Consider the following 23,291-nt stretch of genomic DNA (forward strand, 5'->3'; position numbering starts at 1 on the left):
GGTGGCGCGCCGCGGGGCGACGCGGGACGTTCGAACGGGTATGAGTCAAGCACACCGCAGCGGCGACCCACGATGGGGAGGAATGCCCATGCGCGGGATGCGCGGCGCGGATGCGGGCGGAACTCGGGGTGCGGATCAGCCTTCGACCACGGCGATGCCGTCGATCTCGACGAGCATCTCCTCACGGGGGAGGCCGGTGAACACCGTGGTGCGCGAGGGCAGCACCCCGCTGGGCGTGTGCGCGGTGACGAAGGCTCCGTACGCCTCGTTCATGAGGGCGAAGTCCTCGCGCTTGGTGAGGTAGACGCGCAGCATCACGACATCGTCGAACGAGGCGCCGGACGCCTCGACGATCGCCTTGACGTTCTCCAGCGTCCGCGTGGTCTGCGCCGCGACGTCCCCGGGGTGCAGGTACTCGTTCGTGACGGGATCGACGGGTCCCTGGCCGGACACCTGCACGAAGGGCCCCTTGCGGACGCCCTGGGAGAAGGTGTGCGCGGGAGCGGGGGCTGCATCGGTGGAGATACGGGTCTTCGAGCTCATGCCTCCACCCTAGTAGCCTTGTTAGGTGCCCCTACAAAATCCGGATCCCGTTCTCGGCCCCTGGGCCAAGGCGTTCCCCGGGCGCGCGCACGGGCTGCGCGTGTCCGAGGTGGCCTCCGCGGGCCTGCGCCTCTCCGACTTCTCGACGCCCGTGCTGACCGTGCACGAGGCCGCGCTCGCGCACAACGAGCGGACGGTGTTCTCCTGGGCGGCGGAGTCGGGCGTCCTGCTGGCGCCGCACGGCAAGACCACGATGTCCCCGGCCCTCTGGGAGCGGCTGCTCGACGCCGGAGCCTGGGGGATCTCGGTCGCGACCCCGTGGCAGGCGGGCGTCGCCGTGGATGCCGGGGTGATGACGGTGCTGATCGCGAACTCCGTCACCGACGCCGCCGCGGCGGCGCACCTCGCGGAGCTGCTCGTCGAGAGGCCGGGACTGCGCATCCTCTGCTGGGCGGATGCGGTCGCGACGGTCGAGCTGCTCGCCGCAGCGGCGACGGACGCGCGGCATCCGCTCGAGGTGCTCGTCGAACTCGGGGGCATGGGCGGCCGCACCGGGGCGCGCACCGTGGCCGAGGGCGAGGCGATCGCCGCGGCGATCTCCTCGGCCCCGGGACTGCGGCTCGCCGGCGTCGCCGGATACGAGGGGCCCTTCGGGGCGGATCGCGGCCCGGCGTCCCTCGCCGCCGTCGACGCGTACCTCGAGACGCTCGTGGACCTGCACGAGAGGCTGAGCTATCCGGAGGACGTCCGGCCGGTGCTGACGGCCGGCGGCAGCTCGTTCCCCGATCGGGCGGCCGCGGTGCTGAGCGCCCAGCGCGACGATGCGGACATCGTGCTCCGCTCCGGGGCGTTCCAGATCCACGACGACGGCTTCTACACGAGGATGTCGCCCTTCGGCGCCGCCCTGGACACCCCGCCGCTGCGCTCCGCGATGCACGGCTGGGGGCGGGTCGTCTCGCAGCCGGAGGACGGGCTGGCGATCCTCGACATCGGGCGGCGCGACGTGCCCTTCGACATCGATCTGCCGTCGCCGCAGAGCGTCTCGGGCGAGGTCATCGCGCTGAACGACCAGCACGCCTTCCTCCGGCTCTCCGCGGATGCCGCGGTCGCCGTCGGCGACGTCGTCCGCATGGGACTCTCGCACCCCTGCACGGCCTTCGACAAGTGGCGGGTGGTCCCCGTCATCGACGACCCGGACGCGGCGGATCCGTTCGTGATCGGAGCGGTGGCGACATGCTTCTGAGCGCGCAGCAGGCGGCGGCCGGACGGGTGCGCGTCTACCGGGGCGCGACGGTTGTCGACGGCACGGGCGCCGAGCGGTTCGTGGCCGACGTCGCCGTCGAGGGGGCGAGGATCGTCGCCGTGGCCGAACGCGCCGAGCTCGAGCTGCCGGCAGGATCGCAGGAGATCGATGCACGGGGGCTCGTGCTGGCTCCCGGCTTCATCGACATGCACGCCCACAGCGATCTCGCCGTCCTCGAAGGGGCTGCGCACACGGCGAAGATCCTCCAGGGCGTGACCTGCGAGGTCATCGGCCAGGACGGCCTCGGCTACGCTCCGCTCGACGAGCGCAGCGCCGTGGCCGTGCCCGCGCAGATCGCCGGCTGGAACGGTCCCGCCGGCGCCGTCGGGTGGCGGAGCATGGACGGATTCCTCGCCGCGATCGACCGGTCGACGGCCGGGAACGTCGCCGTCCTCGTCCCGCAGGGGAACCTTCGCATGATCGTCGTCGGACACGAGGGGCGGGCGGTGACGGAGGAGGAGATCGCCGCGATGGCCGACCTCCTCGGCGAGGCGATGGACGCCGGGGCCTTCGGGATGTCCAGCGGCCTGACCTACACCCCCGGGATGCACGCATCGACTGCGGAGCTCGAGGCGCTGTGCCTGGTCGTCGCCGAACGCGGCGGGTACTGGGCGCCGCACACCCGCAGCTACGGGGCCGCAGCGCTCGACGCCTACCGGGAGGCGCTGGACATCGGCCGCCGTACCGGCTGCCCCATCCACCTCACCCACGCCACCATGAACTTCGCGCCGAACCGGGGGAGGGCGTCCGAGCTGCTCGCCCTCATCGACGAGGCTCTCGCGGACGGCGTGGACGTCACGCTCGACACCTATCCGTATCTGCCCGGCGCGACGACGCTCGCCGCGCTGCTGCCGAGCAGGCTGTCCACCTCCGGCGATCTCCTCGGAACGCTCAGGGGACTGGACGCGGCGGGGCGGGAGCAGGTGCGCGTCGAGCTCGACGAGATCGGGAGCGACGGCTTCCACGGCGAGCCCGCGGACTGGTCGACGATCGAGATCTCCGGCGTGGCGAATCCCGCGCTGTCCGGCCTCGTCGGACGCCGCGTCGACGAGATCGCCCGTTCCACGGGGCGGGCCGCCGTGGACGTCGTGTTGGACACGATCGTCCAGGACGACGGGGCGACCGGCATCCTCATGCACATCGGCGACGAGGCGAACGTCCGCGAGATCATGCGGCACCCGCGGCACACGGCGGGCAGCGACGGCATCCTCATCGGGGCCAAACCCCACCCGCGCGGCTTCGGCGCCTTCCCCCGGTACCTCGGGCACTACGTGCGCGAGCTCGGCGTGCTGAGCCTCGAGGAGGCGGTCCGTCACCTCGCGGGGACGCCGGCGCGGCGTCTGGGCCTGGACAGGGGCGATGCCCCCCGTGGCGTCATCCGCGCGGGCGCCACCGCCGACCTCGTCCTGTTCGACCCGGAGCGCATCGCCGCGGGGGCGACCTTCGAGGACCCGCGGAGGGCGCCGACCGGCATCGTGGAGGTCCTCGTCTCCGGCATCGTCGTGGTGGCCGGCTCCCGTGTCACGGGGGCGGAGCCAGGCTCCGCCCTGCGCATGCCGCCGCCGCCGCACCGCGCGACCGTCCCCGAAGCGGCCGCGCGGATCGACTCGCAGGCGAGGGGATTCCGACTGCGTCGGGGCGCGCGGGTCGAGGCGTCTGCAGAGCTCGCCGGCGTCGCGGAGCGGCTGAGGGATTCGCTGGGACTCGGCGCCGCCGATCCCGATGCCCCGACGATAGCCCTGCTCGTCGACGAGGGACTCGTGGGCGATGAGGCCTTCAGGATCGTGGTGGCCTCCGAGCGGATCGAGCTGCGCGGTGGTGCGCCGGTCGGCGTGTTCCGCGCCGTCACGACGCTGCGCCAGCTCTGCTCGCCCGAGGATCCGCTCGGCTCCGTCCTGCCCGCGGGCGTCTGGCGATCCAGCCCCGCCTTCGGATGGCGCGGGGCGATGCTCGACGTCGCGCGCCATTTCCGCCCCGCCGAGGACGTCCGCCGCCTGATCGATCTCCTCGCCGCGCACCATCTCAACGTGCTGCATCTGCATCTCAGCGACGATCAGGGATGGCGCTTCGAGGTGCCCGGCTTCCCCCTGCTCACGACGATCGGCGCGCGCCGGGAGGAGACCCAGCAGGGGCACGGTCCGCATGCCGTCGTGCAGCGCGGGGTGCACGAAGGCCATTACACGGCCGAGGAGCTGCGCGGTCTCGTCCGCTATGCGGCGGAGCGCTTCGTGACGCTGATCCCGGAGGTCGAGCTGCCGGGACACGTGCAGGCTGCGCTGGCGGCCTATCCCGAGCTGGGGAATCCGGACGTCGGCGAGCCCGTCGCCGCGCCCTGGGAGCGTTTCGGGGTCAACGAACGCACTCTCGCGCCGACGGCGCAGGCGCTCGCCTTCGGCCGGGCGGCCATCGATGCGCTCTGCGACGTCTTCGACGCGGAGTGGATCGGCATCGGCGGGGACGAGGTCCCCGTCGCCGAGTGGGAGCGCAGCCCCGCCGCGGCCGCCTTCATGGCGGAGCATGGGATGACGTCGGTCCACGAGATCCAGCCGTGGTTCACCGCCCACTTCGTCGCCCACGTGCGGTCTCGAGGGCGCACGGCGCTCGCCTGGGACGAGGTGCTCGAGGGCGAGGCGCCCGACGGCGTGGGGATCCTCGCCTGGCGAGGACCCGTCGCCCTGCAGGATGCGCTGCGCCGTGGCATCCCGGCCGTCGCCTGCCCCGATCTCGAGGTGTACCTGGACTACCGGCAGTCGACCTCCGAGGACGAGCCTGCTCCGGTCGGCCCTCCGCTCACGGTGGAGGACGCCTATCGCCTCACGATCGACGAGCGTGCGCTCGGAGGGCAGGCGAACACCTGGACGGAGCATCTGGCGACGCGCGACAGAGTCGACTATGCGATGTTCCCCCGGCTCTCCGCGATCGCGGAGCGGCTGTGGGCCGGATCCGAGCCCGCACCGTTCGAGGGCTTCGCGCGGAGGCTGCCCGTGCAGCTGCGTCGGCTGGCGGCCGCCGGTGTGCGGTATCGTCCTCTCGACGGCCCTGCGCCCGAGCAGCGTCGTCCTGGGGTGGCGGGGAAGCCGATGACGGTCGAGGCGAGGCAGGAGATCGTCGCCGGCCTGGTGGCGGGGATCATCGCCAGGGAAGCATCCCAGGATGCTTCGAAAGTAAAGTAACGTTTCGGTAACCCTCCCGGCGGCGTGCCGGGCAGAGGTTGCGCAATTTTTGTTCGTAAGGTCTACTAACAAACATGTCCGAATCGGATGGGATGGGCGTCGCGGCGTCGATCGACTACGCCGGCGCGAACGCGCACGGCTTCGGACCCGCGCGTCATCTGCGCTCGCGCACGAAGGTGCTCCCCGAGCAGGCTCGAGGGCACAATCGCGCTCTCGTCCTGCAGACGCTCTATCACGCGGGGGCGATGAGCCGCGCCGACCTGTCCAGGGAGACCGGGCTCACCCGCGTGACCATCTCCGACCTCGTCGCGGAGTTCATCGCCGACGGCATCGTCGTGGAGAAGGGGATCCGCGAGACGGCGGGTCCTGGCAAGCCCCCGATCCTCATCGACATCGATCGCGACGGACACCAGATCATCGGTCTCGACCTCTCCGGTCCCCTCGCCTTCGAAGGCGCGGTGCTGAGCCTGGACGGCGCCGTGCTGAGCCGTCACGAGGTGGAGCGGCCCGCTGAGGCGGACGGCTCTGCGATGTACGCGGCGGCGCTCGATCTCGCGCGCCGGCTGGTCGATGCGTCCACCGCGCCGCTGCTCGGCGTCGGCGTGGGCACCCCGGGCATCGTCCGCCCGGACGGCATGGTCATGAGCTCGCCCAACCTCGCCTGGACGGACTTCCCCCTCGAGGCGCGCCTCGGCGTCGATCTGGATCTTCCCGTCCTGGCGCGCAACGACGCGAACGCCGCCGTCCTGGCGGAGTACACCTTCGGCGAGGCCAGAGCCGACTTCATGCTGATCAAGGTCGGCCGAGGCGTCGGCGCCGGGCTCATCACGGGCAGCCAGCCGCTGCTGGGCAGCCGATTCGCCGCCGGCGAGATCGGCCATGTCGTCGTCGGGACCGATGGCGGCCCGCGCTGCGCGTGCGGCAAGGAAGGCTGCCTCGAGGCATGGCTGAGCGTCGGAAGGCTCACCACGGCGATCGCCGCGGACCCGGCCTCGCGCGAAGAGCTGCTGCGGGACGCCGGAACGCGCATGGGCATCGCGATCGCCCCCATCGTCGCCGCCCTGGATCTCGGTGAGGTGGTGATCTCAGGACCCGCCGACCTCATGGACGGCACGCTGATCGACGCCGCCACCGAGACGCTGCGCGCACGGACCCTCGAGGGCGTGTTCGAGGACGTCGTGATCCGTCTCACCCGCCAGGAGGACATCGTCCTGCGAGGTGCAGCGGTGATGGTGCTGTCCAGCCAGCTGGGCGTCTCATGACGCCGGAGCACGCGCGCTGATGGCGCAGCTGGCATCCGCCGACCCGCGGGATCGGCGCGTACGAGTGGGCCTGGACGTGGGCGGGACGAAGACCGATGCCGTCGCCGTCGCCCCGGACGGCACGATCGTCGCCCGTGTGCGACGGCCGACGGGGTGGGGCGACGATGCGGTCGTCGGGAGCATCGTCGCCGGCGTGCACGCGCTCCGCGAGGAGAGCGGCCTCGACCGGAGCGGGATCTCCTCCGTCGGCGTCGGCGTGCCGGGACTGGTCGAGCCGGGAAGCGGCCGCGTGCTCCACGCCGTGAACCTCGGCGTGGAGTCCCTCGACATCGCGGCGCGGGCCGGCGCCGTCCTGAGCCTGCCCATCGCCGTGGAGAACGATGTGAAGGCGGCCGCCCTGGGCGCGGCGGCGCTGCGCGGCGACGAGACGTCGATGGCCTACCTGAACCTGGGCACCGGCGTGGCTGCGGGCATCGTCTCGGAAGGGCGGATCTGGCGCGGAGCGCGCGGCACGGCCGGTGAGGTCGGCCATATCGGCGTCGACCCGAACGGGCGCGTGTGCGGCTGCGGTCAGCGCGGCTGCATCGAGACCCTGTGCGGCGGGGGAGCGCTCGCCAAGGCATGGCAGCGTCCCGGAGCGCTGCCGATCCGCGACATCTTCGACGCCGCGGAGGAGGGCGATCCGCTCGCGCGGGAGCTGCGCGCGGATCTCGCCAGGGGCGCCGCCGCCGCGGTCCGCGTGCTCGTCCTCTCCGTCGACGTCGAGACCGTGGTGATCGGAGGCGGCATCACGGCGCTCGGAGATCGGCTGCGCGCACAGATCGTCGCCGCCCTTCATCGTGAGGCGGAGGGCTCGCGGTTCCTGCGCTCGCTCCGCCTGCACGAGAGAATCGAACTGCTGCCGGCGGGATCGCCGGCAGCGGCACTCGGCGCCGCGCTCGTCGGCGCATCCGCAGCAATCGCACCGAAGAAGGAGACCGCATCCCGTGGCTGAAGTCATCATCGTCCAGGACAGGGCCCAGGCGGGCGAACTCGTCGCCGCGGAGATCGCCGCGCTGATCCGTCGACGGCCGGAGGCCGTGCTGGGGCTCGCCACGGGGTCGACCCCGCTGCCGGTGTACGAGGCGCTGCGACCTGCACTGTCCGGCATCGACGTCTCGCGGGTGCGCGGCTTCGCCCTCGACGAGTACGTCGGCATCGATCCCTCGCATCCGGAGAGCTACCGCTCGGTCATCAGCCGCGAGGTGGTCGAACCCCTCGGCCTGAACGCCGAGCTGATCCGCGTGCCCAACGGCGCCCTCGACGGCATCGAGCACGCAGGAGCGGACTACGAGGCGGCGATCGAAGCCGCCGGCGGCGTCGATCTGCAGGTGCTCGGGATCGGCACGGACGGCCACATCGGCTTCAACGAGCCGGGGTCGTCGTTCGCCTCCCGCACGCGCGTCAAGACCCTGACGGAGCAGACCAGGCAGGACAATGCGCGCTTCTTCGACACGATCGACGAGGTTCCCATGCACTGCATCACCCAGGGGCTCGGCACGATCCTGCGGGCCAGGCACCTCGTGCTCCTCGCGTTCGGCTCCGGGAAGGCGAAGGCCGTCGCCGACGCTGTCGAGGGACCGCTCTCCGCCTTCCTGCCCGGCTCGGCGATCCAGCTGCACCCGCACGCCACGGTCGTCGTCGACGAGGAGGCGGCGTCCGAGCTCGCCCTCGCGGACTACTACCGCTACACCTACGCCAACAAGCCGGCCTGGCAGGGGATCTGACCTCCGAACCGGTCGGATGCAAGAGCCTCGGGCTCGGGTGAGCCGCTCGCTCAGCGGGCGGGGAAGGCCTCCGGCCAGGCCAGCGGGAGCAGATGCTCGAGGCTGAGCGGCGCGAGGGGCAGCGTCGCGACGTCGGCCGGGGTGATCCAGCGCAGCTCAGCGAGCTCCGCCCGCACGGAGACGTCGCCGGGGCGGGCCGTCATCCGGAACGCGTCCGCCACCACCCGATGACCCGGCTCGTTCGCCGCGGCCGAGGTGAACGAGCCCAGTGGGGCGAGGTCGTCCTCGGCCACCCGCAGCCCGAGCTCCTCCTCGAGCTCGCGCGCGAGCGTCTGCGCCGCGGTCTCGCCGGGCTCCGGCTTGCCGCCCGGCTGCATGAAGCTCGTGGTGCCCTGCTTGCGCACCACGAGCACGCGACGGTCGTCGTCCAGGATGATCGCGGCGCTCACATGGATGTCAGGCATGCTCTGAGAACACCTTCCCCGGGTTCAGGATGCCGAGCGGATCGAACACCCTCGTGATATCGCGCTGCAGCCGCCACTGGTCGTCGCCGAGCTCGGCGGCGAGCCATCGGGCCTTGAGCGTCCCGATGCCGTGCTCGCCGGTGAGGGTCCCGCCCAGTCGGATCGCGGCGCGGAAGAGGTCGCCGGCGGCATCCCAGATCCGGTCGGGGATCCCGGGACCGTCGACGATGAAGTTCGGGTGCAGGTTGCCGTCCCCGGCATGCACGACGGTGGGGATCGTGATGCCGTAGGCCTGCTCGATGGCCGCGATCTCGTCGAACATCGCCGGCAGTGCGCTGCGCGGCACGGAGACGTCCTCGATGAGCGTGGTGCCGAGCGCGGCCATCGCCGCGTGCATGGAGCGCCGCACGCTGAGCAGGCGCTCGCCCTCCGCAGGGTCCTCGGAGAGCGCGACCGATCCGCCGTGGCGCGAGAGGACCTCCGAGATCCGCTGCGCCTCCTCCCGGGCGGCGGGGCCGTCGGTCTGGATCGTCAGCTGGGCGGTGCCGGGCGGGGGAGGGGCGAGAGCGAGCAGATCGTGCACGGCGGCCAGCGCCGCCGCATCCATCAGCTCCATGATCGCAGGCTGCAGGCCAGCGGCGGTCACCGCGGCGGATGCGGTCGCCGCCGCCCGCGCGGACGGGAACGACGCCGCGATCGCGCACGTGCCCCCGGGGACGAGCCGGCGCAGCTTCAGGGTCGCGCCCACGATGACGCCGAGGGTGCCCTCGGAGCCGATGACGAGCGAGGTGAGATCCAGGCCGGTCACGCCCTTGACGGTGCGATGCCCGAGATGGAGCAGCCGTCCGTCCGCGAGCACCAGGTCGACGCCGAGGACGGCATCCCTGACCACGCCGTACTTGGCGCAGAGCAGGCCGCCCGCACCCGTGGCGATGTTCCCGCCCACCGTGGAGATGTCGCGGCTCGCGGGGTCGGGGGCCCACCACACGCCGTGTGCGGCGAGGGCGGTGTTGAGCTCCGCGTTCAGGATGCCCGGCTCGACGACGGCCATCAGATCGTCGGGACGGATCTCGAGGATGCCGGTCATCCGCCGCGTCGACAGGACGATCTCGCCCTCCCCGGCGTTCGCGGCGCCGGCGAGACCGGTGCCGGCGCCGCGGACGACGACGGGCGTGCGGGTCTCGGTCGCGATGCGCATGGTCCGTTGCACATCCTCGACGGTCTCGGCGTGGACGACGGCGAACGGCCGGCCCGGCGCCGCATGTCCGGACCTGTCGGCGCGAGCGGCCTCGAGGGACGCCTCGGTCGTGTCGACGATGCCGCCGAGAGCATCGCGCAGGAGCGTCGCGACGCTCATGCCAGTGCTCTGCGCCCGGCGATCAGCCCCGCGACGATCGCGACGATCGCGAATCCGATCCCGATCCAGGGCTGATCCATCGACCACCAGGCGATCGTGACGCCGACGTAGACGAGGAGCTCCACCGCGGCGCGCAGGAACGGATGCAGTCTCAGCACCGGCCGCGGGGACAGGAACAGCGCCCACACCAGGAGCACGACGAGCGGCGCGCCGACGCCGACGACGATGCTCCACGGGAGCGGCCACGTGCCCAGGCCCCACAGGGCCAGGGTGGCCATCGCGACGAGGAGGACGACGACCCGGACGATGGCGAGCGGAGTGATCTGCGGGCGGCTCACGCCCGGCTCGGCCGGAGTCTGGGAGGTCATGATCCCAGTCTATTCGGCGAGAGCGGCGTCCTCTTCGGGCAGAGGGAGGCCATCGGCGCTCGCGACGATCTCGTCAGCGGCCGCGGGGACCTCGTCGGCGGCCTTCGGCGCGGGAGCCTCCTCGGATGCCGGCGGCTCGGTCTCCTCGACCGCGGCCGATTCCTCTGCGGGCGTCGACTCCTCGGCCGAGGCGGTCTCCTCGGCGAGCGGGGCGTCTTCGACGGGAGCCGTCTCCTCGACCGGCGCATCCTCTCCGGCCGGGGCCTGCTCATCGGCGAGAGCCTCGTCCTGGACGGAAGTCCTCTCGTCCGATGGAGCCTCCCCGGCAGGAGCTTCGCAGCCGGGGGCCAGGAGCACCGAAAGCGGCGTCACCCCGAGGTCCGAAAGCGTCGTCGTGAACGGGAAAGCGGGGCCGTCATCGGTGACGTAGTGCAGTTCCACGTCCGCATCCCGGACGATCTGGCGCAGGGTCGGCCGCAGGCTGACCACGGCCGTGCCGTCCTCGCCGAGGACCTGATCGTCCGCGCCGCCGGCGCTGCCGTCCAGCAACGCCTGGAGCTCGGCGCCCGGGGTGCCGAGGACGTCGAGCGATACGTAGGTGATGAGGTCGTCGTCCAGGCATATGCTCGTCGCCTGGAGCTCGACGGGCGCTGTGGGCACGGGGTCCGTCGGGTCCGTGGGATCGGTGGGGTCCGTGGGATCGGTCGGGTCCGTGGGGTCCGTGGGATCGGTCGGGTCCGTGGGGTCTGTCGGATCTGTGGGATCAGTCGGATCGGTGGGGTCTGTCGGGCCGGTGGGGTCGGTCGGGTCCGTGGGGTCTGTCGGGTCCGTCGGGCCGGTGGGATCGGTCGGGTCCGTCCCGCCGCCTCCCGGCTCCTCGTCGTCGCCGGGGCCGCTGCCCTCGGACGGAGGCGTCTGCTCCTCGGGGGGCGACGCGATCGGAGGATTCTGCGTGAGAGGCTCTTCGATGACGGGGGCCTCATCCTCTACCGGCTCGTCGATGACGAGCACCGGGTCCTCGATGAGATCGAGCGTCTCGTCAGGGCCTACCTCGGCGGGGATGGAGGGGGAGTCCGCGACCTCGCCGGCGCTGGGCAGGGAGGTCATCGCGGGCGCGGCGACCAGGCCGGGAACGATCGCGGCCGCGGCCACCACTCCCGCGACGACGAGCGCCGCGGAGCCCGCGCCGACGAGGGCGCCGATCCCCGTCACCGCTCCGCCGGCCCCGGCCGACCCGCCCGCCGAGCCGCCCGCGGTCGCGCCCGACCCGGCGCCCGCACCGACGCCCGCGCCCACGGCGCCGACGGTGTGACCCGCTCCGCCCGCCGTCATGACGCCGGACGGCATCGCGAGGGCGACGATCGGGACGCCGCCGCCCTGAAGGGTGGCGAGGTATCCCGCGGAGCCGGCCACGCCGAGCACGAGGGGCAGCAGGACCAGGGCGAGGCGGTCGGAGACGTCCTTGGCCTCGGCGGCCACGATCATGCATCGCGCGCACTCCGAGAGATGCTGATCCAGCCTCTTGCGATCGCGATTGCTGAGATTGCCCCGCGAGTACGCGCCGAGATGCTCGATCGTCCACTGGCATTCCGAGCCCGGCTCTGCGCTGCGCAGGTGCGCCTGGATCCACGCCTCGCGCAGGCCCTCGCGCGCACGGAAGGCGAGCTGCGCGACCGCGCCCGCCTTCATGCCCAGCAGCGGTGCGACCTCCGCGGGCTTCATCTGCTCGATCTCGGTGTACCAGAGCACCTCCTGCCAGCGGGAGGGAAGGCTGCGGAACGCCTGAGCGGTGAGACTGCGGTCGAGGGCCTCCTCCGAGGCCTGCTCGGAGCTGTCCGGATCGGCGACCGTCTCCATCTCGTCGATCGCGGTCTCGCGCCGCGCCCTGCCCCACGCTGCGGCCGTGTTGCGGATGCTGGTGAAGAGATAGGCGCGGAAGGAGCCGTTCGGCCCTCCGCCTTTGAGGATGGCGTTGTAGATGCGGGTGTAGGACTCCTGGACGAGGTCGTCCGGGTCCAGGCTCGACGTGATCGAGCGCGCGACCGCAAGCCCCGACGGGTAGTGGCGTCGCCAGAGCTCGCCGAAGGCGCCCCGGTCGCCGGAGCGGGTGCGCAGCACGAGGTCGTGGTCGGCAGCGGTCTCGTCGATGTTGTTCTGATCAGGCACGGTCATCCAGGTCTCGTGAAGCTCTCGTCGGCTTCACATGAGGAGACGCGTGAATCGGATCCTCATCACGCGCCTTCCCCATTCTCCCTCCGAATTCCCAGCCTGACCAGCCCCAGGCGCAAGTCGGAGGGAAATCCCGGGGAGGTCGGAGAGAGAACTCAGGAAAAAAGTTCTGGGATTCGCGTAATGAATCCCCGGGCGGCTCGTCCCTTACATCGGAGAACACTGTTCGACACCACCGGGGGGCGGCGTCCGAACGGTTCCGGCGCGGGGGGCAACTGCGCCGGCTCAGGCGGGTCCGGGATCCTCGGGGGAGGAGTTCCCGGGCCCCCTGCTCTGTGCAAAGGGGGAACGAGGCCGCCGCCGCTGGGGAGCGCGGCGGCCTCCCGCCCCGGCCGCGACGCTGCGGGTGCATCGCGCCGATGCCGGTCAGGACGAGAGCCGGCCCCCCGCCCAGACGCGCTGCACCTGCAGGTCCGCGTTCAGCAGGACCGCGTCGGCGATGCGCCCGGCCTTCAGCCGCCCGTACGACGCTTCCACTCCGATGGCGCGCGCCGGCGTCTCGGTGAGCGCGCGGACGGCGTCCGCCACGGGCACGCCCGCCCGGACGGCGCGCTGCAGGGCGACGTCCTGCGTGAGGGTGGAGCCGGCGATGTCTCCGGTCGCATCCGTGCGGGCGACGCCGTCGCGGACGGTGACCTTGACCGCCCCGAGGTCGTAGTGCCCGTCGGCGCTCCCCGCGGCGGCCATCGCGTCCGTCACGAGCGCGACCCTCCCCGGGGCGGAGTCGAACAGCAGCTTGATGACGAACGGATGCAGGTGCACGTTGTCCGCGATCGCCTCGAGGATCACACGGTGATCGGCGGCCGCCGCCAGGACGGGGCCCGGCGTGCGGTGGTGGATGCCCGGCATGGCGTTGAAGGCGTGGGTGAGGATCGACGCCCCCGCCTCGAAGGCGCGCTCGGCCATCGCGGCGTCGGCGTCGGTGTGCCCGACGGCCGCGGCGGCGCCGTGCGCGACGATCAGCCGGATCGCCTCGATGCCGCCGGGGAGCTCGGGCGCGATCGTGACCTGGCGCACGGTGCCGCGTCCCGCATCCAGCAGGCGCCGGACGTCGTCGGCGACCGGTGCGCGCAGCAGCGTCGGCTCGTGCGCTCCCTTGTGGCCCGGATCCAGGAACGGGCCCTCCAGGTGGGAACCGAGGATCTCCGGGTCCGACGACATCAGGTCGGCGACCTCTGCGGCGCGTCGCATCAGATCCTCCACGGGTGCGGTGACGAAGGAGATCACCGCTCGCGTCGTGCCGTGGGAGCGGTGCAGCGCGCGAGCCGTGCGGATCGCGTCAGGGCCGTCGTCGAAGGCGGCGCCGGCGCCGCCGTGGCCGTGGATGTCGATGAAGCCGGGAGCGAGGATCGCGCCAGGCCCCGCGACCTCGGCGGCGTCGATGACCGTCGCGGCGGCCGGCCGCTCGTCGCCGCTGCCGGTCGCCGTGACGCGGCCCTCCTCGAAGCGGACCCAGGCGTCTGCGATGTCGTCGCCGGCGGAGATCAGGCGCGCGGAGTGGATCAGCGTGGAGGTCATCGGGAGCTCCCATCGATCTCCGCCGGGCGGCGTCCGCCCCATCCTGAGGCATCCCATACCGCGCCGAGAGCGCCGACGCGGGAGCGGAAGTCCTCCCAGTCCTTCGCCGCTGCCGGCGACCAGCCGATCTCCGCGAGGGCGGCGGCCCTCGGGAAGAAGAGCTGATCGATGTCGGCGAGCGATTCCAGCGTCTCCGCCCAGAGCGGTCCCTCGATGCCGAGGATCGCCTCGTCGGCGAGTCCGGGGACGAGGCCGGAGGGCTCCCAGGAATACGCGGTCTCCAGGTCGATGAATCCTGCCCAGCTGATGCCGAGGGGGAAGTCGGCGTCGTATTTCTGGTCGAGATACGCCTTGTCCGAGGGAGAGAGCACGACCGCGCCTCCGCGTTCCGCGAACCGGCGGGCGTGCTCGGCATGGGCGTCCGAGGGGGTCGCGCTGCCCCAGAACTGGCCGATCGTGCCCTCGGCGACGGCGGCGGACCCGGCCTCGTGCCAGGCCATCGGCGTCTTGCCGAGCCCCGCGATCAGGGCGGTGACCCGCTCGATGAAGGCGTCGAAGTCCGCGGGGTCCGTGCCGAGCGCCTCGTCGCCGCCGATGTGCAGATACGGCCCGGGGGCGAGCTCGGCGAGCTCGCCCAGAACGACGCCGAGGAAGTCCCACGTCGGCTCGTGATGGATCCGGACCGAGGAGTGGCCGACGCCCCAGCCGAGATAGGGTTCGCCCTTCACCGGCAGCGGCTGCCCGAGCTGCTCGGACTGCGCCACGAGCCCCTCGTTCAGCACCGGCTCCTCGACGAGGTCGGGGTGGGCGAGGCCGATCGCATGGGTGTGACCCGGGAGGTCGATCTCCGGGACGACGACCATGCGCCTGGTCTCCGCATAGGCGACGATCTCGCGGAAGTCGTCCTGCGTGTAGAAGCCGCCCGGCCGGCCGAGCGCCGCGGTCGAGGAGCCGCGCTCGGTCAGCAGCGGCCGACCGGCGATCTCGAGGCGCCAGCCCTGATCGTCCGTGAGGTGCAGATGCAGGCGGTTGAACTTCAGGGAGGAGGCACGGTCGATGAAGGCCTTCACCGTGGCGACGTCGAAGAAGCTGCGGACCACGTCCAGCATCACTCCGCGGTACGCGAAGCGCGGCGCGTCCTCGATCACGAGGCGGGGGAGCATGCCCTGAGGTGTGAGCAGTTGGCGCAGGGTCTGGATGCCGTAGAAGAGACCGGCGTCCGCGCCGGCGATCTCCGCATGGGCGCCGACGCTCAGGCGATACCCCTCGCCGTCGCCCGCTGTGCGGCGGAGCACGATGTCGGCCTCGGCGGCTGGACCTTCCGCGACGTCGAGGCGCAGGCCGGTGCGCTCCTCGATCGCCGCGGCGAGGAGGGCCGCCGCAGCGTCCGCGCCCCCGTCGATGCGGATGCGGCTGGCCGGGCTGAGGGACAGCTCTCCGGCGTCGGCGGAGACGGACGAGGGGCGGGGGACAAGGGGCAGGACCATGAACAAAACCTACCTGCCTGGGCTGTCCCGGCCAAGAGCGGCAGGGGGGAAGTTCGGCTATGCTCGAACCGTCGCGACTGGCGTCTGGGTGGGTCACCACCGGGGAGCGACCGTTACGGAATTCGACCGCGCGCCTGGGCCGATGCGTTTCGACACGTCCGCCACGCGGAGGTGATCATCGACCGATTTCGAACGAAAGAGAACGCCATGACCGATCCGTACTTCAACGCGCCGCTGTCCGAGGTCGATCCGGAGATCGCCGAGGTCCTCGAGCGGGAGCTGAACCGCCAGCGCGGCTACCTCGAGATGATCGCGTCCGAGAACTTCGTGCCCGTCTCGGTGCTGCAGTCGCAGGGGTCCGTGCTCACGAACAAGTATGCGGAGGGCTACCCCGGCCGTCGCTACTACGGCGGCTGCGAGGAGGTCGATGTCGCCGAGGAGCTGGCCATCCAGCGCGCGAAGGACCTGTTCGGCGCCGAGTTCGCCAACGTCCAGCCGCACTCCGGGGCCACGGCGAACGCGGCCGTGCTCCACGCGATCGCCCGCCCCGGCGACACCCTGCTCGGTCTCTCGCTCGACCACGGCGGCCACCTCACGCACGGCATGAAGATCAACTTCTCCGGCCGTCTCTACGACATCGTCGCCTACGGCGTGAATGCGGAGACCTCGCTCGTCGACATGGACGAGGTGCGGCGCCTCGCCCTCGAGCACAAGCCGAAGGTCATCATCGCCGGCTGGTCCGCCTACCCGCGTCAGCTCGACTTCGCAGCCTTCCGCGCGATCGCCGACGAGGTCGGCGCCCTCCTGTGGGTCGACATGGCGCACTTCGCCGGCCTCGTCGCCGCGGGCATCCATCCGAGCCCGGTCCCGCACGCGCACGTCGTGTCCTCCACCGTGCACAAGACGATCGGCGGCCCGCGGTCGGGCTTCATCCTTACCAATGACGCCGACCTCGCCAAGAAGATCAACTCCGCGGTCTTCCCCGGGCAGCAGGGCGGCCCGCTCATGCACGTCATCGCCGCGAAGGCGACCGCCTTCAAGATCGCCGGGACGCCCGAGTTCCGCGAGCGTCAGGAGCGCACGGTCCGCGGCGCGGCGATCCTCGCCGAACGCCTCGGTCGCGAGGATGTCGCGGCGGCGGGCATCAAGGTCCGCTCCGGCGGCACCGACGTGCACCTCGTGCTCGTCGACCTGCGCGACGCCGAGATCGACGGCAGGCAGGCCGAGGACCTCCTGCACGACATCCACATCACGGTGAACCGCAACGCGGTTCCGAACGACCCGCGTCCGCCGATGGTGACCTCGGGCCTGCGCATCGGCACGCCCGCCCTCGCGACCCGCGGCTTCGGCGACGCCGAGTTCACCGAGGTCGCCGACGTGATCGCGCTCGCGCTGCTGCCCGGCGCCGACGTGGCGCCTCTCAAGGCGCGCGTCGACGCGCTCGCCGCCGCGTTCCCGCTCTATTCCGGGCTGTCCCAGTAACCCTCGAATCAACACCACCACGCCGAGACGGCGTCGTGTCGACGCCGTCTCGGCGTGGTGTCGCAGGTTCGATGAAAGGAATGTGAGATGACCGCGAAGGTTCTGGACGGCAGGGCTGCGGCCGCCGAGATCAAGGCGGAGCTGACCGAGCGGGTCGCCGCGCTCCGCGCGAAGGGAATCATCCCCGGCATCGCGACGGTGCTCGTGGGAGCCGACCCCGCCTCCCAGCTGTACGTGGGGATGAAGCACAGGCAGTCCGAGGCGATCGGGATGAACTCCATCCAGCGCGAGCTGCCGGCCGATGCCACGCAGGAGCAGGTCGAGGCGCTGATCGACGAGCTCAACGCCGACCCCGCATGTCACGGCTACATCGTGCAGCTGCCGCTGCCGAGGCACCTGGACACCGACGCGATCCTGGAGCGCATCGATCCGGCCAAGGACGCCGACGGCCTGCACCCGACCAACCTCGGCCGGCTCGTGCTGAACGTCAACGCCCCCATCCGCACGCCCTTGCCGTGCACGCCGCGCGGCGTGATCGAGCTACTGCTGCGCAACGACTACGACCTGGCGGGCAAGCACGTCGTCGTCGTCGGACGCGGCGTCACGATCGGCCGTTCGATCGGCCTGCTGCTGACCCGCCGCGAGCTCAATGCCACGGTCACCCTCACGCACACCGGCACGGTCGATCTGCCCCGCCACCTGCGCGAGGCCGACGTCATCGTCGCCGCCGCGGGCGTGAAGCACGTCATCCGGCCGGAGGACGTCAAGCCGGGTGCGGCGGTGCTCGACGTGGGCGTGACGCGCGAGGACGACCCGGAGACGGGGAAGTCCCGCGTCCACGGGGATGTGCACCCGGACGTGGCTGAGGTCGCCGGCCATCTCTCGCCGAACCCCGGAGGGGTGGGCCCGATGACCGTCGCGCTGCTCATGACGAACGTCGTCGAGGCGGCCGAGCGGCTGGCCTGACTACAGCTCGTCCAGCATCCGTCGCTGCTCGGGGGTGAGCCCGTCATCGAGCTCCTCCCGGGCGGTCCCGGTCGCCTCGGCCCGTGCGGCGGCCCCGGTGTCATGGCTCCCGTCCGCCGAGGGCCTCGGAGTTCGGGAGTCTGCGGCCTTCGACCGCACCGCGTCGTACAGCCCCCCCCGGCCGCGGCCTCCACACGATCGTCGATCACGTCGTAGACCACCCAGGCGATCAGCAGCGCCAGGGGAGGGATCACGTACCCCCAGAACCAGCCCCCGACGCGGACGCTGCTCAGCCAGACGGTCAGGACCCAGACGATCAGCTCGACGACGAAAACGAGCACGTACTGCACGGTCTTCTCGCCGATCCTCGTCCGGGACGGCGCCGATCTCGCGGCCGCGCCGCGGAACACGCGCAGCAGCAGCGGCTTGAGGGCGAGCGCGGCCGCCGTCAGGACGATCGACGCCCACAGCGCCGCCCAGCCGACGCTGACGTTCGGCATGAGCATCCCGATGAGCAGCAGCACCACGACGTTGAACGCGTAGAGCGAGACGACGCGGACGATCCACTTCTTCATGACCTCAGGGTGGCACAAGACGTGCGCGGGCACATCCGGCGTCCGCACATCGGGCGAGGTCCCGGCGTCAGGCGGGAGCGCCGAAGGATCCCTCGACGCCGGTGATCCGAGCCTGCTCGTCGAAGCGGAAGGTCGCGGAGCCGGAGGCGTCGCTCACCACGGCGCCGGTGTAGGCCTCGTCCGTCCACTGCAGGTTCCAGCCGGCCAGCCGCGCGGCATCCCACACCGAGGAGCGGGCGTCGTTCAGCGCGAGGCCGGCGAGGACGCGGGGAAGCACGGTCGTCGCGTCGCCCACCGTCAGCGGTGCGAGCGGCGCGTCCAGGAGGAAGACCGCTCTCGTGCCGCCGCCGACGGGGGCCGAGTAGTACGGCGAGCGGCCGGTGATCTCGACGGCGACCGTCCCGATCTGATGGGCCGTCTCCGCGATCCACGCATCGACGTCGGCGCCGGTGTCCGCGGGGAACGGCAGCTCCGCCTGAGCGAGCTCGGCGATGCCGTACTGCTGACCGTAGTCGCGCAGCTGGGCGGCGACGCCCTGCGCGTCTCCCTGCGGGTGCGCCCACGCCCAGAGCAGCGACCGCGGGCCCGGTGCGATCGTGGCGATGAGGTGCGGACGCGCGACGATCTGCCGCGTGCTGTCCGCGTTCGCGGTGAACGTCAGGGTGCCCGCGTTCATATCGGCATCCCAGTGGTTCTCGCCGAGCGCGTCGGTGGCCGCTGCGAGGGCGTCCTGGCGCAGGGCGGTGAAGAGTGCGGCGCGATCGGCGAGAGGCTGGAGTGCGGCGAAGGTCATGCGTCCAGTCTGGCCGGAGATCCTATGATTCCGCCACCTGCGATGCGGACGCGGCCGCGCGGGGCATCCGCCGGACGCTCGGCACCGCGAGCGTCGCGAGCGCGCACAGCGCGTAGACGAGCGCCGAGGTCACGAGCACGGTCGGCACGTCCGCATGGGTGATCAGCCATCCGTAGACCAGCGTGCCGATCGGCATCACGACGAAGCTGCCCAGCATGTCGTAGCTGGACACCCTGGAGAGCTTCTCGCCGGGGATGTTCTCCATCATCGCGACGTTCCAGCCGGTGTGGAAGACCTCCATGCCCGCCCCGGCGACGAACGCGGCGATCGCGAGCAGCACGACGGCGGGATGGAGTCCGAGCATCGTCAGCGGGATCGCGAACGTCGCCATGCCGATCATCCCCCACCGCAGGGGGCGCCGCAGCGGCACCCACATGAGCAGCAGGGTCATCACCAGCACGCCCACGCCCTCCGCGCTCACAACCCAGCCCCAGCCCTGGATGCCGAGGAGGGCGTCGTTCTTCGCGACGTAGGGCCCCGCCACGCCCCACGCGCCGACGTGGATCGCGTTCATCACCATGAAGGCGATGACGACGGTCCACAGCCAGGAGCGGCTCCAGAACTCGCTCCATCCGACGCGGAGGTCGTGGAGCATGGTCGTCCCTCCCGAGGCGGCCGGCGGCGGAAGCCGGACGAGTGCGAGGACGGGGATCGCGATGATCCAGCCGAGCGCCTGCACCACCATGGCCCATGCGGGGCCGACCGAGGCGACCAGGACCCCGGCGATGACGGGGCCGCCGATCGTGACCGCGGAGCGCACGAAGGAGAGCATGGCGTTCGCCTGCTGGAGGTGCTCCGGCGTCGTCAGCTGAGGGATGATGCCCTGCATCGCTGGCATCACGAAGGCGGAGGACGCGCCGTTCACGACCGCGAGGATCGCGAGCAGCGGCACGGTCGCCGTCCCGCTGAACAGCAGGGCGGCCATGGTCCCGATCGAGAGGATGTCGATCACGTAGCAGCTCTGGATGATCAGGGCGCGGGGGAGACGGTCGGCGACGACGCCGCCGAACAGGAGGAAGACGACGTTGCTCACCGTGAAGGCGGCGAGCACGTACGACAGCGAGCGCGCGTCGTTGTCGATCTCCAGCACCGCGAACGCGAGCGCGATCGATGACATGGACCCTGCGATCATCGTGATCGCGCGGGCGATGAAGAACCGGCGGAAGCCCGGATCCTGCATCGCGGCGAGCCCTCGGGTCATCGGAGGCGTTTCGTCGGCGGCATCCGTCGATCCTGTCACAGCCGGCGGCGACGGACGGTCAACGGCGGTGACGTTTCGCGGAGGTCATGACGGACGTCGTGCGCCGACTCATCCGTGATCCGTCACCGGGACCGTGATCCGTCCGCGCTCCGTCCGTGATTCGTCACCGATCCGGGAGCGGATCCCTGATCACCAGGCCGGTCGGGCTCCGGTCAGGGCCCATGCCGCCTGGACGGCCGCGCCGAGGGCGACGTACTCGCCCTGCTCCGGCACCACGACCGGCGCGTCGAAGACCTCGGTCGCGATCGTCCTGACCGCCCGGCTCTGCGCCGCACCGCCGATCAGCAGGATGCGCTGCACCCGGACTCCCTGGTCGCGGATCGCGTCGAGCCCGAACGCGAGACCGCCGAGGACTCCCTCGATCGCCGCACGCGCCAGGTTCTCGCGCGTCGTGGAGGCGAGGGTCATCCCGGAGAGCGTCGCGGTGGCGTCCGGACGGTTCGGCGTGCGCTCGCCCTCGAACCAGGGCTGCAGCCGAAGCCCTCCGCTTCCGGCATCCGCCGACAGGGCGAGCCGGGAGAACTCATCGAGATCGACGCCGAGCAGGGCGGCCGTGACGTCGAACACGCGTGCGGCGTTGAGCGTCGTCACGATCGGCAGGCGTCCTCCGGCCGCATCCGCGAAACCGGCCACGGTCCCGGTGGGGTCGGCGATCGCCGCGTCGGTGACCGCGAACACGGTGCCGCTGGTTCCGATGGACACGCCGACGTCTCCGTCGCGCGCACCCATGCCGAGGGCGGCGGCCGCGTTGTCGCCCGCGCCCGCGGAGACGAGGATGCCGTCCAGCCCCGGGACGTGCTCCGCGGGACCGAGCACCCGGGGGAGGACCACATCCGAGGCGTTCCTGCGGAGGGCGAGATCCAGCAGCTCGCGGTCGTACGCGTTCCGCATCGGATCGAAGTATCCCGTCCCGCTGGCGTCGGAGCGGTCGGTGACGAGCTCCGTCAGGACCGGGCCGAGCGGCGCCTCCTCCGCAGGGCCGTATCCGCGCAGACGCCACGTCAGCCAGTCGTGCGGGAGCGCGACGGCCGCGATCCGTGCCGCGTTCTCCGGCTCGGCGTCCGCGAGCCAGCGCAGCTTCGTCACGGTGAAGGAGGCCACCGGTACGAGGCCGGCGCGGCCGGCGTACGCCTCGGCGCCGACCTCGGCGACGAGGGCGGCGGCGGCGTCCGCCGAGCGGGCGTCGTTCCACAGCAGCGCGGGGCGGATCACGCGGCCCTCGACGTCGAGGGCGACCAAGCCGTGCTGCTGGCCGCCGATCCCGACCGCCGCGACATCGGCGAGACCGCCCGCCTCCGCGAGCGCGGACCGCAGCGCGTCCCACCATGCGGACGGGTCGACTTCCGTCCCGTCCGGGTGCGAGGCGCGTCCGGTGCGCACCACGGACCCGGTGTCGAGGTCGCGGACGACGACCTTGCAGCTCTGCGTCGAGGAGTCGACCCCCGCGACCAGCGTCATCGGCGCGCGCCGAGCAGGTGCTCGGTGGCGAGCTGCTGCAGACGGACGAAGCCGGAGCCGCGGTCGCCGAAGTAGGCGTTCGCGTCGAAGTCCTCGTAGGCGCTGTGGTCGGCGAGGAAGTCGTCGTAGCTCTCACCCGGGTTCAGCGTCGGCGTCGAGAGCTCCGGCACCTTCGCGGCGGCCAGCGCCTCCTGCACCTCGGGGTCGGCGCGGAAGGCCGCTGCCCGCTCCTTGAGAAGCAGGTAGGTGCGCATGTTGGCCGCGGCGGAGTCCCACACGCCCGTCTCGTCCTCGGTGCGGCTGGGCTTGTAGTCGAAGTGGCGCGGGCCGTCGTAGGCGGGCACTCCGCCGGGGCCGCCGTTCTCGAGCAGGTCGACGAGGGAGAACGCGTTGTGCAGATCGCCGTGGCCGAACACGAGGTCCTGGTCGTACTTGATGCCGCGCTGACCGTTGAGGTCGATGTGGAAGAGCTTGCCGTGGTACAGCGCCTGGGCGATGCCTGCGGTGAAGTTGAGTCCTGCCATCTGCTCGTGCCCGACCTCGGGGTTCACCCCGAAGAGCTCCGGGCGCTCCAGGGAGTCGATGAAGGCGATGGCGTGGCCGAGGGTCGGCAGCAGGATGTCGCCGCGCGGCTCGTTCGGCTTCGGCTCGATCGCGAAGCGGATGTCGTAGCCCTTGTCGGTGACGTAGCCGGCGAGCAGGTTCACCGCTTCGCGGTAGCGCTCGAGCGCGGCGCGCACGTCCTTGGCGGAGTCGTACTCCGCGCCCTCGCGGCCGCCCCACATGACGAAGGTCTTCGCTCCGAGCTCTGCTCCGAGGTCGAGCTGACGGAAGACCTTGCGCAGGGCGTAGCGGCGCACGTCGCGGTCGTTGGAGGTGAACCCGCCGTCCTTGAAGACGGGAGCGCTGAACAGGTTCGTGGTCACCATCGGGACGACGAGGCCGGTGTCGGCGAGCGCGCCCTTGAGGCGATCGATCTGGGTCCGGCGCTCGGCATCCGTCGAGCCGAACGCGAACAGATCGTCGTCGTGGAAGGTCAGGCCGTACGCGCCGAGCTCGGCGAGTCTCTCCACCGCGTGCACGACGTCCAGCGCAGGACGGGTGGGTCCTCCGAAGGGATCGGTGCCGTTGTAGCCGATCGTCCAGAGTCCGAAGGAGAACTTGTCGTCGCGGGTGGGGGTGAGAGACATGGCGGGCCGCTTTCAACATCGATGGTGAATTGTTGT

Annotated in this window: 18 protein-coding genes and 1 riboswitch; of the genes, 7 read left to right on the plus strand and 11 right to left on the minus strand. The window is 71.7% G+C overall.

All coding sequences use genetic code 11. The features are described 5' to 3' along the window. Positions 1 to 135: 135 nt before the first annotated feature. Complete coding sequence (locus ACYVGQ_RS13295; RefSeq protein ID WP_460785120.1) at positions 136 to 543, minus strand: RidA family protein; 408 nt, start codon at positions 541 to 543, stop codon at positions 136 to 138. 25 nt (positions 544 to 568) lie between these two features. Between ACYVGQ_RS13295 and ACYVGQ_RS13300 the strand changes: the two genes are divergently transcribed. The 5 genes from ACYVGQ_RS13300 to nagB all read left to right on the plus strand — a co-directional run bounded on the left by ACYVGQ_RS13300 (position 569) and on the right by nagB (position 8,047). Further along, the gene (locus ACYVGQ_RS13300; RefSeq protein WP_460785121.1) at positions 569 to 1,786 is read left to right on the plus strand and encodes an alanine racemase; all 1,218 of its coding nucleotides are present in this window, start codon (positions 569 to 571) and stop codon (positions 1,784 to 1,786) included. Beyond that, a complete protein-coding gene (locus ACYVGQ_RS13305) occupies positions 1,777 to 5,019 on the plus strand; it encodes a family 20 glycosylhydrolase (RefSeq protein ID WP_460785122.1) in 3,243 nt (1,080 codons plus the stop codon). Before ACYVGQ_RS13300 ends, ACYVGQ_RS13305 begins: the two co-directional genes overlap by 10 nt. 74 nt (positions 5,020 to 5,093) lie before the next feature. Further along, a complete protein-coding gene (locus ACYVGQ_RS13310) occupies positions 5,094 to 6,281 on the plus strand; it encodes an ROK family transcriptional regulator (RefSeq protein WP_460785123.1) in 1,188 nt (395 codons plus the stop codon). Positions 6,282 to 6,300: 19 nt separating this feature from the next. Continuing rightward, positions 6,301 to 7,275 (plus strand): ROK family protein, encoded by a 975-nt coding sequence (locus tag ACYVGQ_RS13315; protein WP_460785124.1) that lies wholly within the window; start codon positions 6,301 to 6,303, stop codon positions 7,273 to 7,275. After that, positions 7,268 to 8,047 carry a glucosamine-6-phosphate deaminase gene (gene nagB, locus ACYVGQ_RS13320; protein WP_460785125.1) on the plus strand — a complete coding sequence of 260 codons (780 nt, stop codon included), beginning with the start codon at positions 7,268 to 7,270 and terminating at the stop codon, positions 8,045 to 8,047. Before ACYVGQ_RS13315 ends, nagB begins: the two co-directional genes overlap by 8 nt. A 50-nt stretch (positions 8,048 to 8,097) precedes the next feature. Here the strand turns inward: nagB and ACYVGQ_RS13325 are convergent, their stop codons facing one another. From ACYVGQ_RS13325 to ACYVGQ_RS13350, 6 genes are all read right to left on the minus strand, one after another. Then, positions 8,098 to 8,511, minus strand: coding sequence for an NUDIX hydrolase (locus tag ACYVGQ_RS13325; RefSeq protein ID WP_460785126.1), 414 nt, complete (start codon positions 8,509 to 8,511; stop codon positions 8,098 to 8,100). Then, a complete protein-coding gene (locus ACYVGQ_RS13330) occupies positions 8,504 to 9,868 on the minus strand; it encodes an FAD-binding oxidoreductase (protein WP_460785127.1) in 1,365 nt (454 codons plus the stop codon). The genes ACYVGQ_RS13325 and ACYVGQ_RS13330 overlap by 8 nt, the downstream gene beginning before the upstream one ends. After that, positions 9,865 to 10,236 (minus strand): YrdB family protein, encoded by a 372-nt coding sequence (locus tag ACYVGQ_RS13335; RefSeq protein WP_460785128.1) that lies wholly within the window; start codon positions 10,234 to 10,236, stop codon positions 9,865 to 9,867. Before ACYVGQ_RS13335 ends, ACYVGQ_RS13330 begins: the two co-directional genes overlap by 4 nt. Before the next feature lie 9 nt (positions 10,237 to 10,245). Beyond that, entirely contained in the window at positions 10,246 to 12,408 is a 2,163-nt protein-coding gene (locus tag ACYVGQ_RS13340) for a sigma-70 family RNA polymerase sigma factor (protein ID WP_460785129.1), read from the minus strand. Between the two features lie 423 nt (positions 12,409 to 12,831). Then, positions 12,832 to 13,983: an N-acetylglucosamine-6-phosphate deacetylase gene (gene nagA, locus ACYVGQ_RS13345; RefSeq protein ID WP_460785130.1), complete on the minus strand. Its 1,152-nt coding sequence runs from the start codon at positions 13,981 to 13,983 to the stop codon at positions 12,832 to 12,834. Next, a complete protein-coding gene (locus ACYVGQ_RS13350) occupies positions 13,980 to 15,470 on the minus strand; it encodes a family 20 glycosylhydrolase (protein WP_460785131.1) in 1,491 nt (496 codons plus the stop codon). The genes nagA and ACYVGQ_RS13350 overlap by 4 nt, the downstream gene beginning before the upstream one ends. Positions 15,471 to 15,533: 63 nt before the next feature. After that, a riboswitch (ZMP/ZTP riboswitch) is annotated at positions 15,534 to 15,617 on the plus strand. A gap of 60 nt (positions 15,618 to 15,677) precedes the next feature. Here ACYVGQ_RS13350 and glyA point away from each other — a divergent pair. After that, complete coding sequence (glyA, locus tag ACYVGQ_RS13355) at positions 15,678 to 16,952, plus strand: serine hydroxymethyltransferase (protein ID WP_460785132.1); 1,275 nt, start codon at positions 15,678 to 15,680, stop codon at positions 16,950 to 16,952. Positions 16,953 to 17,039: 87 nt separating this feature from the next. Continuing rightward, positions 17,040 to 17,918, plus strand: a complete 879-nt coding sequence (locus ACYVGQ_RS13360) for a bifunctional methylenetetrahydrofolate dehydrogenase/methenyltetrahydrofolate cyclohydrolase (RefSeq protein ID WP_460785133.1) — start codon at positions 17,040 to 17,042, stop codon at positions 17,916 to 17,918. A 642-nt stretch (positions 17,919 to 18,560) separates the two neighbouring features. Here ACYVGQ_RS13360 and ACYVGQ_RS13365 read toward each other — a convergent pair. The 4 genes from ACYVGQ_RS13365 to xylA all read right to left on the minus strand — a co-directional run bounded on the left by ACYVGQ_RS13365 (position 18,561) and on the right by xylA (position 23,255). After that, positions 18,561 to 19,286 (minus strand): DUF6882 domain-containing protein, encoded by a 726-nt coding sequence (locus tag ACYVGQ_RS13365; protein WP_460785134.1) that lies wholly within the window; start codon positions 19,284 to 19,286, stop codon positions 18,561 to 18,563. Between the two features lie 22 nt (positions 19,287 to 19,308). Then, the gene (locus ACYVGQ_RS13370) at positions 19,309 to 20,547 is read right to left on the minus strand and encodes an MFS transporter (protein WP_460785135.1); all 1,239 of its coding nucleotides are present in this window, start codon (positions 20,545 to 20,547) and stop codon (positions 19,309 to 19,311) included. A 189-nt stretch (positions 20,548 to 20,736) separates the two neighbouring features. Next, positions 20,737 to 22,065 (minus strand): xylulokinase, encoded by a 1,329-nt coding sequence (xylB, locus tag ACYVGQ_RS13375; RefSeq protein WP_460785136.1) that lies wholly within the window; start codon positions 22,063 to 22,065, stop codon positions 20,737 to 20,739. Further along, positions 22,062 to 23,255: a xylose isomerase gene (xylA, locus tag ACYVGQ_RS13380; RefSeq protein WP_460785137.1), complete on the minus strand. Its 1,194-nt coding sequence runs from the start codon at positions 23,253 to 23,255 to the stop codon at positions 22,062 to 22,064. Before xylA ends, xylB begins: the two co-directional genes overlap by 4 nt. Positions 23,256 to 23,291 lie beyond the last annotated feature (36 nt).

Source organism: Microbacterium tumbae (assembly GCF_054780175.1).